The 17,520-nt window shown below is 56.2% G+C and carries 19 protein-coding genes; 13 read left to right on the forward strand and 6 right to left on the reverse strand.

Annotated elements, in window-relative coordinates; translation table 11 throughout:
- Positions 1-8: 8 nt before the first annotated feature.
- Entirely contained in the window at positions 9-1,106 is a 1,098-nt protein-coding gene (locus BFV63_RS04635) for a DUF1615 domain-containing protein (RefSeq protein ID WP_045347332.1), read from the forward strand.
- On the opposite strand, the gene BFV63_RS04640 is transcribed toward BFV63_RS04635, so the two are convergent.
- Complete coding sequence (locus tag BFV63_RS04640) at positions 1,107-1,409, reverse strand: DUF2755 family protein (protein ID WP_003859159.1); 303 nt, start codon at positions 1,407-1,409, stop codon at positions 1,107-1,109. It abuts the gene before it with no gap.
- A gap of 248 nt (positions 1,410-1,657) precedes the next feature.
- On the opposite strand from BFV63_RS04640, the gene BFV63_RS04645 reads away from it, so the two are divergent.
- Entirely contained in the window at positions 1,658-1,879 is a 222-nt protein-coding gene (locus tag BFV63_RS04645) for a DUF2754 domain-containing protein (protein WP_003859157.1), read from the forward strand.
- 3 nt (positions 1,880-1,882) lie between these two features.
- Here BFV63_RS04645 and ddlA read toward each other — a convergent pair whose 3' ends face one another.
- A complete protein-coding gene (gene ddlA / locus BFV63_RS04650; RefSeq protein WP_003859156.1) occupies positions 1,883-2,980 on the reverse strand; it encodes a D-alanine--D-alanine ligase in 1,098 nt (365 codons plus the stop codon).
- Between the two features lie 104 nt (positions 2,981-3,084).
- Here ddlA and BFV63_RS04655 point away from each other — a divergent pair, with 104 nt between their 5' ends.
- From BFV63_RS04655 to adrA, 5 genes are all read left to right on the forward strand, one after another.
- Complete coding sequence (locus BFV63_RS04655) at positions 3,085-3,768, forward strand: extensin-like domain-containing protein (protein ID WP_023324217.1); 684 nt, start codon at positions 3,085-3,087, stop codon at positions 3,766-3,768.
- A 169-nt stretch (positions 3,769-3,937) separates the two neighbouring features.
- Positions 3,938-5,152, forward strand: coding sequence for a multidrug efflux MFS transporter (locus BFV63_RS04660; protein WP_069597458.1), 1,215 nt, complete (start codon positions 3,938-3,940; stop codon positions 5,150-5,152).
- Between the two features lie 208 nt (positions 5,153-5,360).
- Positions 5,361-5,621: an anti-adapter protein IraP gene (iraP, locus tag BFV63_RS04665; RefSeq protein ID WP_032608626.1), complete on the forward strand. Its 261-nt coding sequence runs from the start codon at positions 5,361-5,363 to the stop codon at positions 5,619-5,621.
- Positions 5,622-5,914: 293 nt separating this feature from the next.
- Complete coding sequence (gene psiF, locus BFV63_RS04670; protein WP_022650447.1) at positions 5,915-6,235, forward strand: phosphate starvation-inducible protein PsiF; 321 nt, start codon at positions 5,915-5,917, stop codon at positions 6,233-6,235.
- 102 nt (positions 6,236-6,337) lie between these two features.
- Complete coding sequence (gene adrA / locus BFV63_RS04675) at positions 6,338-7,441, forward strand: diguanylate cyclase AdrA (protein ID WP_048241317.1); 1,104 nt, start codon at positions 6,338-6,340, stop codon at positions 7,439-7,441.
- A gap of 16 nt (positions 7,442-7,457) precedes the next feature.
- Here adrA and proC read toward each other — a convergent pair whose 3' ends face one another.
- Positions 7,458-8,267 carry a pyrroline-5-carboxylate reductase gene (gene proC, locus BFV63_RS04680; protein ID WP_022650449.1) on the reverse strand — a complete coding sequence of 270 codons (810 nt, stop codon included), beginning with the start codon at positions 8,265-8,267 and terminating at the stop codon, positions 7,458-7,460.
- A gap of 97 nt (positions 8,268-8,364) precedes the next feature.
- Between proC and BFV63_RS04685 the strand changes: the two genes are divergently transcribed.
- The 5 genes from BFV63_RS04685 (at position 8,365) to ppnP (ending at position 11,001) form a co-directional block, all read left to right on the forward strand.
- The gene (locus BFV63_RS04685; protein WP_003859141.1) at positions 8,365-8,823 is read left to right on the forward strand and encodes a YaiI/YqxD family protein; all 459 of its coding nucleotides are present in this window, start codon (positions 8,365-8,367) and stop codon (positions 8,821-8,823) included.
- 144 nt (positions 8,824-8,967) lie between these two features.
- On the forward strand, positions 8,968-9,492 hold the full coding sequence (gene aroL / locus BFV63_RS04690; protein ID WP_023315502.1) for a shikimate kinase AroL: 525 nt from the start codon (positions 8,968-8,970) through the stop codon (positions 9,490-9,492).
- Positions 9,493-9,536: 44 nt separating this feature from the next.
- Positions 9,537-9,728, forward strand: coding sequence for a protein YaiA (yaiA, locus tag BFV63_RS04695; RefSeq protein WP_003859135.1), 192 nt, complete (start codon positions 9,537-9,539; stop codon positions 9,726-9,728).
- Positions 9,729-9,964: 236 nt separating this feature from the next.
- A complete protein-coding gene (locus tag BFV63_RS04700) occupies positions 9,965-10,642 on the forward strand; it encodes an AroM family protein (protein WP_003859133.1) in 678 nt (225 codons plus the stop codon).
- Between the two features lie 71 nt (positions 10,643-10,713).
- The gene (ppnP, locus tag BFV63_RS04705; protein WP_003859131.1) at positions 10,714-11,001 is read left to right on the forward strand and encodes a pyrimidine/purine nucleoside phosphorylase; all 288 of its coding nucleotides are present in this window, start codon (positions 10,714-10,716) and stop codon (positions 10,999-11,001) included.
- 47 nt (positions 11,002-11,048) lie between these two features.
- Here the strand turns inward: ppnP and rdgC are convergent, their stop codons facing one another.
- Complete coding sequence (gene rdgC, locus BFV63_RS04710; RefSeq protein WP_003859129.1) at positions 11,049-11,963, reverse strand: recombination-associated protein RdgC; 915 nt, start codon at positions 11,961-11,963, stop codon at positions 11,049-11,051.
- A 123-nt stretch (positions 11,964-12,086) separates the two neighbouring features.
- Between rdgC and mak the strand changes: the two genes are divergently transcribed.
- On the forward strand, positions 12,087-12,992 hold the full coding sequence (gene mak / locus BFV63_RS04715; RefSeq protein ID WP_003859127.1) for a fructokinase: 906 nt from the start codon (positions 12,087-12,089) through the stop codon (positions 12,990-12,992).
- 97 nt (positions 12,993-13,089) lie between these two features.
- Here the strand turns inward: mak and sbcC are convergent, their stop codons facing one another.
- Both sbcC and sbcD read right to left on the reverse strand, forming a co-directional pair.
- On the reverse strand, positions 13,090-16,221 hold the full coding sequence (gene sbcC, locus BFV63_RS04720) for an exonuclease subunit SbcC (protein WP_048241314.1): 3,132 nt from the start codon (positions 16,219-16,221) through the stop codon (positions 13,090-13,092).
- Positions 16,218-17,423: an exonuclease subunit SbcD gene (gene sbcD, locus BFV63_RS04725; RefSeq protein ID WP_003859124.1), complete on the reverse strand. Its 1,206-nt coding sequence runs from the start codon at positions 17,421-17,423 to the stop codon at positions 16,218-16,220. The genes sbcC and sbcD overlap by 4 nt, the downstream gene beginning before the upstream one ends.
- Between the last annotated feature and the right edge of the window lie 97 nt (positions 17,424-17,520).

The following is a 17,520-nucleotide window of genomic DNA, read 5'->3' on the forward strand; positions in this document are numbered from 1 at the left end:
GAATTGCTATGCCATTTGCCGTACCACGTGCATTACCTCTGACGTTACTCGCCGCTTTCGTGCTGGCGGGCTGTGCCGAAAAAGGGGCTGCCCCGCTCAAAGAAGGGGAGAAGCCTGTGGATGTGGCGAGCGTGGTGCGGCAGAAGATGCCCGCCAGCGTGAAGGATCGCAGTGAGTGGGCTGATGCGCTGGCAACGACCTTCAAAAGCCAGAAGATCGCGCCTACCGAAGAGAATATCTGCTCGGTGCTCGCGGTGGCGCAGCAGGAATCGATGTATCAGTCAGATCCTGTTGTGCCTGGCCTGAACAAAATCGCCTGGAAAGAGATCGACCGCCGGGCCGAATCGATGCATATCCCGGTTTTCCTGGTACATACCGCCCTTAAAATCACCTCGCCAAACGGTAAAAGCTATAGCGAACGGCTGGATACGGTGAAAACCGAGAAGCAGCTTAGCGCCATTTTCGATGATTTCATCAATATGGTGCCGATGGGGCAGAGGCTGTTTGGATCGCTGAATCCGGTGCATACCGGCGGTCCGATGCAGGTGAGTATCGCATTTGCGGAAAAGCATACCGACGGCTATCCGTGGGATATCGATGGTACGGTGCGTCAGGAGGTCTTCTCCCTGCGCGGTGGGCTTTGGTTTGGGACGTATCACCTGCTGAATTATCGGGCCAACTACGATAAACCGCTGTATCGCTTTGCCGACTTTAATGCGGGCTGGTATGCCAGCCGAAATGCAGCCTTCCAGAATGCGGTAAGCCGCGCCAGCGGTGTGAAGCTCGCTTTGGATGGCGATCTCATTGCATACGGCAGCAGTGAGGCTGGGACCACCGAACGTGCGGTGCGAAAACTCTCGACGAAGCTGGAGATGAGCAACAACGACATTCGCCGACAGCTGGAGAAGGGCGACAGCCTGGCGTTTGAGAAAACGGATCTCTATAAGCAGGTCTTTGCGCTGGCCGAGAAGAAAAGTGGAAAGGCATTACCCAGAGCCATTCTGCCAGGGATTCAGCTGGAAAGCCCGAAGATCACGCGTAACCTGACGACCGCCTGGTTCGCGAAACGCGTGGACGATCGTCGGGCACGCTGTATGGGACTGTAATCAGTGGCGATTGCGCCAGCGCAGGACGAGGGCAATCACGCCCAGAACCATGCTGCCCGCGAGGAAGGGAATGAGTCCAAATACGGTGCTCACGCCTAAACCGATTTCAACGCGTGGGCGGCCTGTATCCTGCACCTGCATCAGATGCTCATACACGCCAGGAGCATGCACCAGCATATTCAGCAGTTGGGTTCCTGCCCAGAAACAAAACAGAACAAACAGGGCATAGGCAATATTCCCCGCCGTGGAGGTTTTTGGTTGTTTTCCGCCAAAAATCGGTTTCGACAATGTAAAGTCTGCCATAAGACCTCCCGAAAATATCACTCTGTTTTAATACGCGTCGTACAGGGTGAGTGTGACAGGTCATAGCATTTGTCAATATCAGAATCGTGGGAAATTCGGTTCAGGATTTCTCCTGGATTGTCGAATTCTGCATCACGTCACAAATTGATAACATAAGTGAAACTGCGCTGCTTTTCAGAATTTACGTATCCGCCACAGACGCCTTTATCAAACTGTGAGAGGATAGTTTTTTTTCTGCCGGAGTTGTCATGAAGCTCACTTCCAAACTACGCCGTGACTGGCATTACTACGCCTTTGCGATCGGGCTGATCTTTATTCTCAACGGTGTTGTCGGGCTGCTGGGATTTGAAGCGAAAGGCTGGCAAACCTATGCGGTTGGGCTGGTGACCTGGGTAATCAGTTTCTGGCTGGCGGGATTCATTATCCGCCGTCGCCCCGATGAGACGACGACGGCAGAGAAAACCGACTAACCGTTAGTTAACGGAGCTTTTCAGGGCGCTGTCAGCGGCGTGACGCTCCAGCGCCAGTTCAATCAGGCGGGTGATCAGTTCCGGATAGCTTATCCCGCTGGCCTGCCACAGTTTCGGGTACATGCTGATATTGGTAAAGCCCGGCAGGGTGTTGATTTCGTTAATCACCACCTCGTTATCCGGCGTCAGAAACACGTCGACGCGCGCCATCCCACAGCATCCCAGCGCCTGATAGGCTTCAACGGCGATCGCGCGGATCTTGTCGTTAACGTCAGGATCGAGCGCGGCGGGGACCACAACCTGGGCACCTTTATCGTCAATATATTTGGTGTCGTAGGAATAGAAGTCGCTGTTCAGCACTACTTCACCGCAGGTACTCGCCTGTGGGAAGTCGTTGCCCAGTACGGCGCACTCAATTTCGCGTCCGTTAATTCCCTGCTCAACCACCACCTTATGGTCAAACTCAAAGGCCAGACGAACGGCTTCGTTAAACTGCGCTTCGCTGGTGACTTTGCTGACGCCAACGGACGAGCCCTGATTTGCTGGTTTCACAAATAGCGGCAGGCCGAGTTGCGCCTGGATCTGCGCGAAGCTATGTTTATCGCGGTTGGCACGAGTAAGCGTCACGAACGGCGCAATATTCAGACCGGCGTCGCGCAGGAGACGTTTTGTGACGTCTTTATCCATGCAGGCGGCAGAGCCCAGCACATCGGAACCGACAAACGGCAGGTTCGCCATCCGCAGCATGCCTTGCAGGGAGCCGTCTTCGCCCAGCGTGCCGTGAACGATAGGAAACACCACGTCAATCTGTGCCAGCGCCTGCGCGTTCCCGGCATCGATAAGCTGTCCCTGTACCACGCCTGGAACCGTTGCGACGCTGATATCAGAAGGATTAAGGGCGATGTGCGCCGGATCGTCAGCGTGTAACAGATACTGGCTGGCATCGTTAACATGCCACTGGCCCTGTTTATCTATGCCCAGCAGCACCACGTCAAAACGGCTTTTATCAATCGCATCAACGATATTTTTAGCCGATTGCAATGACACCTCGTGCTCTGCCGATTTTCCCCCAAAGACAATACCTACGCGCTGCTTTGCCATCTCACTCTCTTCCAGTCTGACGAAAAGCCAATAACATACCACGATGCCCGGCGGGTTTCGCGGCCTTCTGCCATAATGTTTTGAGGGATGCTGAAGGGGGGCGCGTGAAAGGAAAAGGTCTGTTTATTCTTATTGTTATTGCCGGGATCGTCACGGTGGGCTACCGCTGGTTGCCGTCGCAGTACAACCCTTTCGTGCCGCTTACGCTTGACGATCCGCCCGGAAAAATAACTCAGTTTAAACTTCGGCGTTTAACCCCCCAGGCGTGCGAAAGCCTGTTAACGCAGGCGAACCAACGTCGGCTTATCCGTACCCAGGCGGTCGCTGACAGCGCCGGGGAGTGTCCACTGAGTAACGTGGTGCGCGTACGTGATTTTGGCCCGGTCAGCCTGAACAGCAGCTTTCTTGCCAGTTGCCCGCTGGCGTTAAGTTCGGCGCTGTTTGTCAGCCAGCAGGCCCGGCCGCTCACCAAAACCTGGACGGGAAGCGAGCTTGCGCGTATTGAACATCTGGGCAGCTTTGCTTGCCGCAATATCTACAGCCGCCCGGATGCGCGGCGCAGCGAACATGCCACGGCGGATGCGCTGGATATCAGCGCTTTCAGGCTGGCAAACGGACAGCGTGTTACCGTTCTAAACGGCTGGAAAGCGGAAAAGACGCAGCCCTGGCTACAGGCGCTGCTCTCGGCAAGCTGTGGTTATTACGGTAACAGTCTGGGACCGGACTATAATGCCGCCCATGCCAACCATTTCCATCTGGGAATGCGCGGATATGGATTATGTCGATGAAGCATAATCTTCCGCCGAAATTTGGATGAATTGTGACTTATTTCACAAATATGATGACTGGGAAGATAAAACACCAAAGTCTGCAAGGCCGCATCTCTGGCGCTATGTCATTGCGCGTAACTTGCTAATCTGTCGGCGAATTCGCCTAAAAATGAAGACTATTTCTGTTATGGAATCCTGGAAAGTTAACCTCATTTCAGTCTGGTTCGGCTGCTTCTTCACCGGACTGGCTATCAGCCAGATATTGCCCTTCCTGCCGCTGTATGTGTCGCAGCTGGGGGTCACTTCCCATGAAGCGCTCTCCATGTGGTCCGGCCTGACGTTCAGCGTGACGTTTCTGGTCTCCGCCATTGTGTCGCCGATGTGGGGTAGCCTGGCAGATCGCAAGGGGCGCAAGTTGATGCTGCTCCGCGCCTCGCTGGGGATGGCGATAGCCATTTTGCTCCAGGCCTTCGCCACCAACGTCTGGCAGCTGTTTATTCTGCGGGCGATAATGGGGCTGACCTCTGGGTACATTCCGAATGCCATGGCGCTGGTGGCCTCACAGGTACCGCGTGAGCGAAGCGGCTGGGCGCTCAGCACGCTTTCCACCGCCCAGATCAGCGGGGTCATTGGCGGCCCGCTGCTCGGCGGCTTCCTGGCGGACCATGTCGGGCTGCGTGCGGTCTTTATCATTACTGCGATCCTGCTGACGATCAGCTTTCTGGTCACCCTTTTTCTGATTAAAGAGGGCGGGCGGCCTGTTGTCAGCAAATCCGAACGCCTGAGCGGAAAAGCGGTTTTCGCCTCGCTGCCTTATCCTGGCCTGATGATTAGCCTCTTTGTGACGACGATGGTGATCCAGCTCTGTAATGGCTCGGTGGGGCCGATTCTGGCGCTGTTTATCAAGTCGATGGCGCCGGACAGCAGCAACATTGCGTTTCTGAGCGGGATGATTGCCGCCGTGCCGGGCGTGTCGGCGCTGATGTCTGCTCCGCGCCTGGGGAAACTGGGCGACAGGATCGGTACGGCACGTATTCTGATGGCAACGCTCATCATTGCGGTGATCCTTTTCTTTGCCATGTCATTCGTCACCACACCTCTTCAGTTGGGCATCCTGCGCTTCCTGCTTGGCTTCGCGGATGGCGCCATGCTGCCCGCTGTTCAGACGCTGCTGGTGAAATATTCCAGTGACCAGGTAACCGGCCGCATTTTTGGCTACAACAAGTCGTTCATGTATTTAGGCAACGTAGCGGGCCCGCTTATTGGCGCCTCGGTCTCGGCGATGGCGGGTTTCCGCTGGGTATTTGCCGCTACGGCGGTGGTGGTACTGCTGAATATTATTCAACTGGCCTTCGCCTTACGCCGTCGCAGGCGAATCGCTGAGGCAAAGTCGGCCCGGTAAACACGATAATATATTATTTATTCTTATGAACGCCGCATTTTTATATAACGAAATGCGGCGCCTTTCTTTTAGAAAAACGTTTCGCTTTCTCCCCGAAATATCTTTTTTGGCAGCGATGTCACTTTTGCATAAGATAAAGCTAATCCATGCTTTTCATTATTCAGTGAGGGTGTTAATTTCAGAGGAAATCACATAAGGAAATAGCACCATGAAAAATCTCATTGCTGAGTTGTTGGTTAAGCTTGCCCAAAAGGAAGAAGAGTCGAAAGAGCTGGTTGCCCAGGTCGAGGCGCTGGAAATCGTTGTGACGGCGCTGCTGCGACAGATGGCAAAACCAGAGCAGGAGGCGCTGATCGACAACGTTGAAGGCGCGCTGGAAAAAGCTCGTCCTGATTCACAGGTTCCCGCAGAGGATGCGGAGCTGCTTCAGCAATACGTAAAAAAGCTTTTGAGGCATCCTCGCACTTAACCGGCCAGAGGTGAAATGACATGTCACAGAATTGTCATGCAGGATGCCTGGCGTCGCTCTGTTTTTATTTTTACACATTTTTCAGGGTAAATTAAATTGAGACAGAGCACAGTTTTCACCGCATAATTTCTGCTATTAATTACCGCCTCCCTGCCGGCGAAACCGGATAATGATCATTGTGCCGCTACAGGGCTGAAATAACCGCGGAGCCCGGCGAAAATCAGGTGCGCAGGGTGGTTTTTTTTCCGTAACGAACCAGACTTAACGTGGAACTTCACATAAAGGATGGTGCAATGAAAACAACAATACTGATTACCCTGCTCTCTGGCCTGTGTCTGATGGCATCAGCACATGCGGAAGAGAAAACGTTGACGCCCCAGCAGCAACGCATGACGACCTGTAACCAACAGGCGACATCGCAAAGCCTGAAAGGGGATGCCCGTAAAACGTACATGAGCGACTGCCTAAAAAATGGTGCGACAAAACCCGGTGAAAAAAGCCTGACCCCGCAGCAGCAAAAAATGCGCGAGTGCAATGCCCAGGCGACACAGCAGATGCTGAAAGGCGACGATCGCAGCAAGTTCATGAGCGCGTGCCTGAAAAAACAGGCGTAGTGCTAACGGGTGAGTCACGGCTGTGGCTCACCCAAAATTTCATACTTTCCCCGCTATCCCCCTCTCTATAATTTGGGAAAATGTTTCAGAATATTCCCAAAGATGATGAATGATGAGTTTTATGACAGTCACGAGAACATTCGGGAAGCGTGGCACCAGCAGCTTTCTCAGGATGATTCATACCGTTCCGGTCTGCGATTTGCCCGGCGAATACGGCTGGCACGCATCGTTGGTCTGGCGGCGCTATTTGTTCCGCTTGCCAGCGTTCTGGTGAGCCAGTTTCTTTCCGGCGTCTGGTGGTTATTGCTGGTGGGCTGGGTCTTTGTCTGGCCCCATCTGGCCTGGCAGCTGGCTTTTCGTTCGGCTGAACCCCACAGCAGTGAAATTGTTAATCTGAAAATCGATGCCATTCTTGCTGGCGTCTGGATGGGGCTAACAGGGTTCAATGCGCTACCAACGGCGGCGCTGATCATGATGATCGGCATGAATATGATGGGATCGGGGGGATGTCGCTTATTTCTGACAGGACTGGCGCTGCTTGCCCTGTCTGCTCTGCTCACCGTGCAATCCACGGGTACTCCTGTGCTATTGACCTCTGCACCGCTGGCGTTGTGGCTGACGCTCCCCGTGCTGGTGGTCTACCCCATGCTGTTTGCATGGCTCAGCCACCGCACGGCGATCCGGCTGGCAGAGCATAAGCGTCGGCTTGAGCTGATGAGTACCCGCGACGGAATGACCGGCGTGTTCAATCGCCGTCACTGGGAAACGCTGCTGCGTTACGAATTTGAGGCCTGCCGTCGCAGCCATCGACAGGCGACGATACTGCTCATTGATATCGATCACTTCAAGGCGATCAACGACACCTGGGGGCATGACGTGGGAGATGAAGCGATTGTTGCCATCACGCGCCAGCTTCAGCTGACTCTGCGCTCAGGCGATTATATTGGCCGCTTTGGTGGGGATGAGTTCGCGGTGATCATGTCCGGCACGCCTGCCGACAGCGCGATTGCAGCGATGTCGCGCGTCCATGAACGGCTGGTCAACATGCCGCTGCACGGAGCACCAACGGCGAGGTTGTGTATCAGCGTTGGGGTTGCCCCCTGGGGGGCGCAGTTCACCCACTATCGTGAATGGCTAAAGGCGGCGGACGTGGCCCTCTATAAAGCCAAAAATGCCGGACGGGGCCGCACCGAAGTGGCCGCCTGACGCCCGGCGTAGCGCATCAGGACTTACTGAGCTTCTCTGATTTTTCCATGCATTTTTCCATCGCCTCGATCACGGCGGAGCGGAATCCGCGATCTTCCAGCACGCGCACGGCTTCAATGGTTGTGCCCCCCGGCGAGCACACCATATCTTTCAATTCGCCCGGATGCTTACCCGTTTCCAGCACCATTTTGGCCGAGCCCATCACCGCCTGCGCTGCAAATTTGTAGGCCTGCGCGCGCGGCATTCCGCCCAATACGGCAGCATCGGCCATGGCTTCGATAAACATAAAAACATACGCCGGGGCAGAGCCGCTCACGCCGACCACCGGGTGGATCATCGGTTCGGCAATCACTTCCGCTTCGCCGAAGCAGCGGAAGATATTCAGTACATCTGCCACGTCTTCAGATGTGACCAGCGCGTTCGGGGTAACGGAGGTCATACCGGCATTCACCAGCGACGGGGTGTTTGGCATGGCGCGAACAATCTTACGGTCGTGACCCAGCGCGCGGGCGAGCTGATCGAGGGTCACGCCTGCGGCAATCGACACCACCAGGGTCTCTTTGTTAAGGCTGGAGGTGATCTCGCTCAGGACTTTAATCATGATATTCGGCTTAACGGCGCCAAAGACAATATCCGCCACCTGAGCCACTTCCTGCGCGCTTTCGGCAGCGTTGACACCATACTCATCACGCAGCGCCGCGACTTTATCCGGGGATGGGGTATAGACCCAAATCTGCCCCGGCAGCACCTGCCCACTGGCAATCAGTCCGCCGAGGATAGCTTTGCCCATGTTTCCGCAGCCGATAAACCCGATTTTCTTATCCATCACGTCTCTCCGTTATTATGCGTTGTTATCTCTCATTGATAGCTTAACAACGAAATGCAGGCGACAATAGTCGCCAGAATCATAATGGGGAGAGACGATGGCGATTTGGGTTGATGCGGATGCGTGTCCGAATGTGATTAAAGAGATTTTATTTCGTGCTGCCGAGCGCGTGCAGATGCCGCTAACGCTGGTGGCGAACCAGAATATCCGCGTGCCGCCCTCCAGATACATCCGATCTCTGCGCGTTCCGGCCGGGTTTGACGTGGCGGATAACGAGATAGTACGCCTGTGTGACGCAGGAGATCTGGTGATCACGGCGGATATCCCGCTGGCTGCCGACGTGCTGGCGAAGGGGGCCGCGGCGCTTAACCCGCGCGGCGAGCGCTACTCTCCGGCAACGATCCGGGAGAAGCTCACCATGCGTGATTTTATGGATACGCTGCGTTCCAGCGGCGTGCAAACCGGTGGGCCGGACAGCCTGTCGCAGCGCGATCGCCAGCAGTTTGCCGCCGAGCTGGATAAATGGCTGCTGGAAGTGAAGCGCCGCCCGGCGTAGCCCACCTCCGGGCGGTTTTGTGGTACAGTGTGGCTTCCACAGGCTTGTCATTCCGTACCGCTTTGCAGTAAAGTTAGCGCAACATCTACTGCAATCATTTCTTTACAGCCTTCAGTTATCCGGCAGCAAGGGGAACACCTGGTTATGAACCCACCCATCTTTTTAGTTGGCCCTCGCGGCTGTGGGAAAACCACCGTTGGTCTGGAGCTGGCGCGTTTGTGCCAGAGTCAGTTTGTCGATACTGACCACTGGCTTCAGGAGAATGCGGGTAAGACTATCGCCGATATCGTTGAAGATGAGGGTTGGGAGAGCTTTCGTGCGCGTGAAACGGCCACGCTGGAAGCGGTGACCGCGCCGTCAACCGTGATTGCGACCGGTGGGGGCATTATCCTGGCGTCGTATAACCGCCAGTTTATGCGCGAAAAGGGTGTCGTGATCTACCTCTGTGCCCCGGTCTCTACGCTGGTGGGGCGGCTGGAGGCGTTTCCGGAAGAGGGGCAGCGCCCGGCGCTGACCGCGAAACCGCTGAGTGAAGAGGTCAGCGAGGTCCTCGCCGAACGCGATGCACTGTACCGCGAGGCGGCACACCACGTTGTGGATGCGTCGGCGTCACCCGAAAAAGTTGCGATTCAGATTATTACCGCCCTGCGTTTGGCTTGCGCCAGCTAACAGCCGTCTATACTCATAGCTCAGACATAAAAAAAGGATGAGCTATGCCAACCAGACCTCCCTATCCACGTGAAGCCCGCATCGTTACCGTTGAAAAAGGTAATGGTGATCAAACCGTAACCTGGTACCAGCTGCGTGCCGATCACCCTAAACCTGATTCGCTGATCAGCGAACATGAAACCGAACAGGAAGCGCTGGATGCGAAACGGCGCTATGAGGATCCTGAGAAGTCCTGACAGGAATCCGAATTCGTTACAACCGTGCCTGAATCACACTTTTAACTTATCGCTGATGTTAAGCAGCAGTTAATATTTAGTTATTACAGGTGGATTCGGAAAGGCCAGTCGATCTTTACACTACGGTGTTGAGATCCCCTGCTACGCTTGGTGCTGTTTTGTTGAATAAATGAACAGTGCAGCGTAGTGAGCCTGCACCTGTGTGGCAGTTGTGGTAGTAACGGAAGGCGATCAAAATGAAGGCGACGTTGGCGATCCTCACGATTGGTGTGGTGCCTGTAAGCGAAGTATTACCGCTCTTAACCGAGCATGTCTCTGAACAACAAATTACGCATCTCAGTCTGTTAGGGAAGCTCAGTCGGGAAGAGGTCATGGAAGACTACGCGGTCGGAGAGGGGGAAGATCCCCTGGCAACGTTACTCAGTGACGGTAAACTGGCGCATGTGTCGCGCCAGAAAATCGAGCGCGCGCTACAGGGCGTGATCGAAGTGCTCGACAATCAGGACTATGACGTCATTTTGCTGATGAGCACGGCACCCGTTAAAGGACTCAGCGCGCGTAATGCCATTCTGCTCGAACCGATGCGGATTATCCCCCCGCTGGTGGCCTCTATTGTTGATGGTCATCAGGTTGGGGTCATCGTTCCCGTTGAGGAACTGCTGGATAACCAGACGGTGAAGTGGGCTGCGCTGGAGCACACCCCGCTGTACGCGCTGGCTAACCCGTTCTGGGACAGCGAAGCGAAGCTGATTGCGGCCGGGCAGGAATTGATCGACAGAGGGGCGGATGTCCTGATGCTCGACTGCCTGGGCTTCCATCAGCGGCATCGTGATTTATTGCAAAAGGCGCTGGATGTTCCGGTGCTGCTCTCTAACGTCCTGATGGCGCGTCTGGCGTCAGAATTACTGGTGTAATGATTTTGCGTGACAGGTCATGAGCATGGCCCCTATAGTGGATTTTTCTCTATAAATATAAGGGCCAGTTCATGCTTCAAAGTAACGAATACTTTTCCGGTAAAGTGAAATCCATTGGTTTTACCAGCAGCAGCACTGGCCGCGCCAGTGTCGGCGTAATGGCGGAAGGGGAATACACCTTTGGCACCGCAGAAGCGGAAGAGATGACGGTGGTCAGCGGCGCGCTGAACGTCCTGCTGCCGGGTGAAACGGAGTGGAAAGTATATAGTGCCGGGCAGGTCTTCAACGTGCCGGGCCACAGCGAGTTCCATTTACAGGTTGCAGAGCCAACCTCTTATCTGTGCCGCTATCTGAAATAAAAGCATGCCGGGTGGCGCATTCGCTTACCCGGCCTACGTTTTGCCTGTCAGCGCTGCGCTTCGCCGCCGAGACCTTCCACCAGGTTCTGAATCAGCGCCGCCAGCTCGCCGGTCATCAGGATAAAGTCTGCGTCAAAGCGCTGAGCATAATCTTCGCGGTCGATATCTTCGTTCTGATCGCGCAGTTCATCGCAGAATTTCAGGCGCTTCACGGATCCATCATCACACATCACAAACTGAATGCGCTGCTGCCAGTCGAGAGCCAGTTTGGTCACCACTTTGCCCGCTTCAATGTGCACGGCGATTTCGTCGCTCACCAGTTCCTGTTTCTTCGCGCGGATCACGCCGCCATCTTCCAGCAACGCTTTCAGCTCTGCTTCATCAAGGATCTGGAAGCCCTGCGCGGCAGTCCCGCTGCGCACCCACTCGGTCAGGGTCAGCTCAATCGGCGTTTCCAGCGCCAGCGGTACCACCGGTAATGAGCCAAGGCTCTTACGCAGCAGCGCCAGCGTATCTTCGGCTTTTTTGGCGCTGGCGCAGTCCACCATAATCAGCCCGTTAACGGTGTCGATCCACATCATGGTCTGGCTAAAGCGGCTAAAGGCGCGCGGCAGCAGCGAGTGCAGCACTTCATCCTTCAGCGAATCTTTTTCGGTTTTTTTAAGCTTACGGCCCTGTTCAGCTTCCAGCTTGAAGATCTTCGCTTCGAGTGCCTGCTTAACCACGGGCGTCGGCAGGATCTTCTCTTCTTTGCGGGCGCAAACGATGATTTGCCCCGTGCTGCTGGCGTGGGTCAGCGCATCGCTTTGAGAACCCATTGGCGGAACCCAGCCGGTTTTTGCCATATCCTGGCTACCGCAAGGGGTAAAGGAGTAAGCGGCTAACTGTTTTTCCATCTCTTCTGCACGCAGCGAAACGTCGCGGCTGAGACGGTAAACCATCAAATTTTTGAACCACAGCATGATAATTTCCACGGCCTTGTCGTTAAATCAGCGGGCATGATAACGAATTGTCGCATCGCTTGCATTGCTAATCGGGAAGCAGGCTTCTACTCTGTTGATAATCAAAATAATGAGGAGTGTCTTGTGCGTATTGGGATTGATTTGGGCGGCACCAAAACAGAAGTCATTGCGTTGAGCGAGCAGGGGGAGCAACTGTTTCGCCACCGTCTGCCTACGCCGCGCGATGATTATCACCAGACCATAGAGACGATTGCCCGCCTGGTCGATATGGCAGAGCAGGCAACGGGCGAGACGGGCACAGTCGGGATGGGGATCCCTGGCTCCATTTCGCCGTATACCGGCGTGGTGAAAAACGCCAACTCCACCTGGCTCAACGGTCAGCCGTTTGATAAAGACTTAAGCCAACGCCTGAACCGGGAAGTGCGTCTGGCGAATGACGCAAACTGCCTGGCGGTGTCTGAGGCCGTGGATGGCGCAGCGGCTGGCGCGCAGACCGTATTTGCCGTAATTATCGGCACCGGCTGCGGGGCGGGCGTGGCCTTCGGAGGGCGCTCGCATATTGGCGGCAACGGCACCGCGGGCGAGTGGGGGCACAACCCGCTGCCGTGGATGGATGAAGATGAACTCAAATACCGCGCCGAAGTGCCGTGCTACTGTGGCAAGCAGGGCTGTATAGAGACCTTTATCTCCGGTACGGGGTTTGCCACCGATTATCATCGTCTGAGCGGCCAGCCGCTGAAAGGTAACGAGATTATGCGTCTGGTTGAGGAGCAGGATCCGGTGGCTGAACTGGCGCTCAGCCGCTACGAAATGCGGCTGGCTAAGTCACTGGCGCATGTGATCAATATCCTCGATCCGGACGTGATTGTGCTGGGCGGCGGCATGAGCAACGTCGACCGACTTTACGCCACGGTGCCAACGCTGGTGAAACAGTGGGTATTTGGCGGCGAGTGCGAAACGCCGATCCGCAAAGCCGTCCACGGTGACTCCAGCGGCGTGCGAGGCGCGGCGTGGCTGTGGCCGGAATAAACGCAAAACGGCAACTTGCGTTGCCGTTTATGATGTTTGTACCCTCTCCCACAGGGAGAGGGCCAGGGTGAGGGCATCAGACCGCACCGTCCCCCATTCAATTCACCGCAAACTCCCTGTCCAGCCTGCTATACCCCAGCCCGTTGATCTTCTTCACCTTGATCTGCACCGGAATACGCTCTTTCATCGCCTCAACGTGGCTGATCACGCCGATGGTTTTCCCGGTGGCGTTCAGTGCGTCGAGCGCATCCAGCGCGGTGTCCAGCGTTTCACTGTCGAGCGTGCCGAACCCTTCATCCAGGAACAGCGAATCAATGCGCGTTTTGTGACTGACCAGATCGGAAAGCGCTAAAGCCAGCGCCAGACTGACCAGGAAACTCTCCCCGCCGGAAAGGGTACGGGTATCGCGTATCGCATCGGCCTGCCAGGTATCGACCACTTCCAGCTCCAGCGCGTCGCTGGCTTTACGCTGAAGCAGATAGCGGCCATGCAGACGGTTGAGCTGCTGGTTGGCAAGCCACACCAGATTATCCAGCGTTAGCCCCTGGGCGAATTTACGGAATTTATCGCCGGTGCTGGAGCCTATCAGCGCATTGAGATAGCCCCAGTCGTCGGCCTGACGCGCCGCCTCCTCAATCTGCTGCATAAGCGCCTGCTGGTGCAGACGGTTATCGGCGTCCTGTTTGAGCTGCTGGCGGATCTCCCCCTGATGCGTGGTGTTGTCCCGAAGCTGTTGCGCCAGCTGATGTAACTGCGCCTGAAGCGTTGCGGCATCGGTTTCCAGCCCCTCGGGGCGCTGTGCCTGATGCGCCTGAAGCTGCTGGCTTGCCTGCACCGAAAGCGCCGTGGTCTGCTGGAGCTGGTTTTCCAGCGTCTGCTTTTGCTGTTCAAGCTGGCGGATCGACGCTTCATCCAGCAGGGCGGAGAGAAATGCCTCCCGATCGGCAAAGCAGCTCGCGGTCAGCGCGGCGTTGAACTGAGCCTGTGATTGCTGGAGCCGTTCACGCTCAAGCGTCTCCTGCTGCTGTAGGGTGGTGAGCTGGCTTTGCAGCGACACGCATTCGTCGTGGATGCCGCGCCAGTTCTCAGGTATAACCGCGTCGGCTTCTGTATCATCGGTAACCGGCAGCGTCTCCAGGATTGGCATCAGGGCGTTAATACGTTCCTGAATCGTACCGTGCTGGGCCTGTTTTTCCTGCCACAGGGTATATTCAGCTTCGCGTGCGCTCAGCCAGGCGCTTTCGGCCCCTTCATCGGGCACGCTAAGCGACAGCGACTCTAGCGAGGCCGCCAGCGCCTGACGCGTCGCCGTCAGCTGCTGCTGGTACTGGCGCGCCTGACCTTCCTGTTCAATGAGCTGGTTTTGCAGCGTCAGACGCTGGCTGAGCTGATACAGCTGGCGTTCATACTGCTCCTGTGCGCTCATCCAGAGTGCTATATCATCCTGAATATTCAGCGCTATGTTCAGGGAGGTGCAGACCTCCAGCCACTCTTTAGTGAGTGCTTGTTCTTCCTGAGAGAGAGCCTGTGCTTCCTCAGTCTCGCGCTGGATCTGTTGGGTCAGCGCATTCACCTGCCCGAGCACCAGCAATCCTTCCTCTTTTAGCGCGGCAACCTCTTTCTCCAGCGCGTCGCGGCGGCGCTGATTGTCAGTCAGTTCAAGCGCCTGATACTGCACAACTGCCGGGTGTTCGCGTGAACCGCAGAGCGGGCAAGGCTTACCCGCTTCCAGCTGAGCACGATAATTTTCAAGGTCCTTGATTGTCGCCTCACGCTCACAGAGCGCTTTCAGGTCGGCATAGTGCTGATTTTTTTCTTTGAACTGCTGACGCCGCAGGATCAGCGTTTCATTGAGCTTACCCTGCTCAGCCTGCGCTTTCTGCACGCTTTCCGCATTCTGGCGCAGTCGTTTTTGCAGCGGCTGATAGCGAGCGTGAAGCGCAGTCAGACGCTGGCGGAGCGCCCGCGATTGTGCCTGTTGCTCCATTGCCGTCGCGAGATCCTCAGCCGTCAGCGTCAGCGTACTCTCCGGCAGCTCAGCCAGCTTCTGACGAAGCTCAGCCATGCGCGCTGCCTGGGCAACAAGCTGATTTTTATCGCGATTCAGCTGCGTAAAATGCGCCCGCCAGCCGGCAATTTCCTGTCCCCACTGACGGAAACGATCGTGTTCGGTTAGCCACTGCGTCAGCGCCGTGTGCTCTGTCTGCAACTGTTCACGGTTGCGCTGCGCACCGTTGCGGATACGCGCGCGCTGTGCCGCTCTGTCGAGTAAGCGAGTATTTACTTCGACAATTCGCTCTGCGGTTTGCGACAGGCGGGCGGTCTGCTCCTGCTGGTGCTCCCATAGCGGACGTAGCTGGGCGGCGGGTTGCGCCAGCTGGAGCTTCGCCAGTTGCGGCGCGGCGTCCGTCAGAGCCTGTTGCGCCTGCTGCTGCGAAGCGGCTGCGCGCTGCTGCTCACGTATCAGCTCGTCGTTACGCGTAAGCCACTGAAAATCTTTCTGTTGGCTCTGCTGCTGTGCCAGCAGGATTTTCTCTTCGTCAGTGAGCGCCTGCAAACTTTGCTGCAAGTGATGCTGCTGTTCCTCGCTCAACAGCACAACCCCTGCGGCCTGCGCTTCGCACATCTCCAGCGCGTTACGTGCCGCTTTGTGTTTTTCAAAAACCATGGCGGAAATCTGGCCGTAAATTTCCGTGCCGGTCAGTTCCTCCAGCAGCTCAGCGCGATCGCTCGGTTTAGCATTCAGGAAGGCGGCAAACTGCCCCTGCGAGAGCAACATCGAGCGGGTAAAGCGACCATAGTCCAGCCCGGTGAGTGCGGCGGTTTGTTCCAGCTTATCCGTGACTTTGTCGGCCAGAATTTTGCCGTCTTCGCAGCGGGCCAGCTCTACGCGCGGTGCCTGTAAGTTCCCGTCCGGCTGGTTGCGGGCGCGGTTCTGGCTCCAGAAAGCGCGATAAGCAACGCCTTTGACCTCAAATTCCACTTCCGCCAGGCATTCGGCGGTATCGCGCGTCATCAGGTCGTTTTGCGCCTGAGAGACCTTATTAAGACGCGGCGTTTCGTGGTACAGCGCCAGGCAGATGGCATCCAGCAGCGTGGTTTTACCCGCGCCGGTTGCGCCGGTGATGGCAAACAGCCCGTTGCTGGCGAACGGCTCCGCGGTGAAATCAATTTTCCACTCACCCTTTAGCGAATTCAGATTTTTCAGACGCAGGCTCAGAATTTTCATGCGTTTTCGTCCTCGTCATGGAGGGAGTGCAGGGTCTGGGCAAACAGCTCGTTAAGCCTGGTGCGTCTGGCCTCGTCCACCTCTTCATGCGCAAGCCGCCGCGCGAACACCTCTTCAACCCGAAGTTCGCTAAGCGTTTCACGCTGGGCGTTGAGCAGTATTTTCTCGCGCTGCTCGCGGCTGCGGCGTACCAGCAGTACTTCCACGGGAAGGTCTTCCGTCAGCGTCTGAATTTTACGCTGCATATCGTACAGGTAGTCGTCGGTGGTGATTTCGATATCGAGCCAGACGGGGGGATTAAGCGCTGCGCCGCGCCACTGCTCAAGCTGAGCGGTAATGGCGGCCAGATCGCCTTTCAGCACCGCCAGCGGCTGGGTGACCGGCACCTCGAGCGTCTCAACGGCGCTAAGTTTGCCTTCGGTGAAGCTCACCAGATGGACGGATTTGGCTTTGCCCGTTTCGTCAAAACTGAGCGAAATGGGCGAGCCGCAGTAGCGGATATGCTCGCAGCCGCCGATGATCTGCGCCCGGTGAATATGCCCGAGGGCAATGTAGTCGGCGGGGGGGAAGTTTTGCGCCGGAAACGCGTCCAGCGTACCGATATAGATCTCGCGCACCGCATCACTCTTACTGGCTCCGACGGTGGTGAGGTGTCCGGTGGCAATGATCGGAATGGCCTGATCGCCGCGCAGGGCGCAGGCTTCCGTATGCTGCTGGTGATAATAGCGGGTGATGGCCTGCAACAGATGCTGCTGTTTTTCGCTGCCGGACAGACCCGCCTGGCTTTGCACGATATCTCGCGGACGTAAAAACGGGATTGGGCACAGCACCGCGCCCGGCGTGCCGTCGCGTTTTTTCAGGATCTGCGGCGCGTGCCCGGCGCTGGCCACCACGGTGGTATTGAGGAACGCCAGAATATCGCGGGATTCATTCAGCGTCGCCACCGAGTCATGATTTCCGGCGACAATCACCAGGTGACAACCGGTTTGCTGGAGGTTGACCACAAAACGGTTGTATAGCTCACGCGCATAGCTCGGCGGCGATCCGGTATCAAAAATGTCGCCCGCCACAATAATCGCGTCCACCTCGTGAGCCTGAGCCGTCTCCAGCAGCCAGTTCAGGAACGCTTCATGTTCCGCGGCGCGGCTTTTGCTGTAAAAATTTTGACCCAGGTGCCAGTCTGAGGTGTGAAGTATGCGCATAAAAGATCCGTGGCAATAATAAGAAAGCAGGATTATAAACTTTCGTGGAACGGAAAATAACCGCTGTAATAAAACAACAGTTTGCCATTTATAGTGG

The sequence above is a fragment of the Enterobacter hormaechei subsp. xiangfangensis genome (assembly GCF_001729785.1).
Lineage (GTDB): Bacteria > Pseudomonadota > Gammaproteobacteria > Enterobacterales > Enterobacteriaceae > Enterobacter > Enterobacter hormaechei_C.